The organism is Streptococcus sp. DD10 (assembly GCF_001578805.1).
Lineage (GTDB): Bacteria > Bacillota > Bacilli > Lactobacillales > Streptococcaceae > Streptococcus.
Genome location: NZ_KQ969173.1, coordinates 1 through 1477, shown reverse-complemented (window position 1 = coordinate 1477; position 1477 = coordinate 1). Strand labels below are relative to the sequence as shown.

The following is a 1477-nucleotide window of genomic DNA, read 5'->3' as shown; positions in this document are numbered from 1 at the left end:
TATGAACACTTCTGAACTATCCCTATAAAATTATATAGAACTATATACACCAAAAAGGCTGATTTACAGCCTTTTTTGTTCTTTGTTGATATATCGAGATATTTCTTTTTATAAAAATTTTGGGCGAATTTTGGGCGAAAATATCATTAAAAATTTTTAAAAAATCCCTTCAAAACGCTTGACTTTCACGGTATGCCGTGGTATAATATAATCAAGATAAGAAAAGGAGGTGAGGAAGTTGAACCAGTTAGATGAATGGCTCGCAAGAGCTACCGTTGTTGTCGGGATTGCAGTCGCAATCTCAAAAGAGAGTCGCTCTTGGTACCAAGTGCTAAAAGAGCAAAAGAAAAAAGCGAAAATCGCTCCCAAGTTTTGCAGACGGCGGAAGAGATAATCGCTAAAGGGGAAGAGAGCGAAAGCTCTCCTTGCCTTTCATTATAATCTAAAACGAAAGGAAAATCAAGATGAAACTAATATTTATTATTGCCATTATTGCTATCTTGATAGCATGGTATGCAGGAGACAAGAAAAAATGAGACAAACCATTCAAAACCTACTAGACAGCCCCATTTCTACCACTACCATCGCAAAAGGCGCAGACGTGCCCTGGTCAACCGTCGCTGACCTCAGAAAAGGAAAAACAAGCATGGACAAAATGGCGCTTCTAACGGCAGAAAAGCTCTATGAATTTGCTACAGCTAATAAGCAGTGATCCCCATCACTGCTTTTTCTTATACCTGCAATTCCTCACGGATTGCTTTTTGCAACAGTTGGCTAAAATTGATTTTATTTTCTTTTCCAACTTCCACAAGCCAGCTTGGCAGCGTAACAGTCTTATTGACAATCTTAGACCGTTCACGCTCTCGTACCAGCTCCGTGTCCACGGAAATAGCCTGAATCACATCTTCATCACTTGCTAAATGACTTGCAAGTGCCTTGAATGAGGATGCTTTAGGAAACTCTTTGCCCTCGTCTTCAAACATAATAGTATAGATTTCAAGGACTTCACGAGCGTTAAAAATAGCTTCATTCAAGCTATCAGCTTCACTAAATGCTCCAGGAAAATCAGGGAAAGAAATAGTATAGCCACCGTTTTCTTTATCCACTTCAAACAATGCTAAATAAGTGTATTTCATAATATTAGATTAAGCCAATGAATAGAGTACTCCAAAATGGGCATGGGGAGAAGGAGTTCTCACTCCCCATACAAGACTTTGAGAATATTGTTCAGGGTGCCAGGTTTGTAGTCAGCTTGCCTAGGTTTTGGAATCGTTGTTTGCCGTCCATCTGGATGTTTCCAAACTTCGTGTGACCCTTTGCCAAAGTTAGTTTTACTAAAACCTTGCTTCTGAGCAATTTTCTTAAGCTCTCGCTCATTCATTGGCTTATCTCCTTTCCTTATCTTTAACTATATTATACACTTGTTTTTAACATTTGTCAATACGAAAACACTTGTTTTCAACAAATTTATTTAACC

4 protein-coding genes are annotated in these 1477 nt (G+C 38.5%); 2 read left to right on the top strand and 2 right to left on the bottom strand.

Translation table 11 applies throughout. From position 1 onward, the window contains the following. Positions 1–238 precede the first annotated feature (238 nt). Both STRDD10_RS11020 and STRDD10_RS09880 read left to right on the top strand, forming a co-directional pair. On the top strand, positions 239–394 hold the full coding sequence (locus tag STRDD10_RS11020) for a hypothetical protein (RefSeq protein WP_156468655.1): 156 nt from the start codon (positions 239–241) through the stop codon (positions 392–394). A gap of 138 nt (positions 395–532) precedes the next feature. Continuing rightward, on the top strand, positions 533–712 hold the full coding sequence (locus tag STRDD10_RS09880) for a hypothetical protein (protein ID WP_067195667.1): 180 nt from the start codon (positions 533–535) through the stop codon (positions 710–712). Between the two features lie 19 nt (positions 713–731). Here the strand turns inward: STRDD10_RS09880 and STRDD10_RS09875 are convergent, their stop codons facing one another. Then, positions 732–1136 carry a type II toxin-antitoxin system HicB family antitoxin gene (locus STRDD10_RS09875; protein WP_067195664.1) on the bottom strand — a complete coding sequence of 135 codons (405 nt, stop codon included), beginning with the start codon at positions 1134–1136 and terminating at the stop codon, positions 732–734. A gap of 59 nt (positions 1137–1195) precedes the next feature. Then, the gene (locus tag STRDD10_RS09870; protein WP_067195661.1) at positions 1196–1381 is read right to left on the bottom strand and encodes a type II toxin-antitoxin system HicA family toxin; all 186 of its coding nucleotides are present in this window, start codon (positions 1379–1381) and stop codon (positions 1196–1198) included. Between the last annotated feature and the right edge of the window lie 96 nt (positions 1382–1477).

Excerpts from the sequence above, each read along its gene's own strand:
- STRDD10_RS09880 (WP_067195667.1), top strand. The coding sequence starts at position 533 with ATGAGACAAACCATTCAAAACCTACTAGACAGCCCCATTTCTACCACT.
- STRDD10_RS09875 (WP_067195664.1), bottom strand. The coding sequence starts at position 1,136 with ATGAAATACACTTATTTAGCATTGTTTGAAGTGGATAAAGAAAACGGT.
- STRDD10_RS09870 (WP_067195661.1), bottom strand. The coding sequence starts at position 1,381 with ATGAATGAGCGAGAGCTTAAGAAAATTGCTCAGAAGCAAGGTTTTAGT.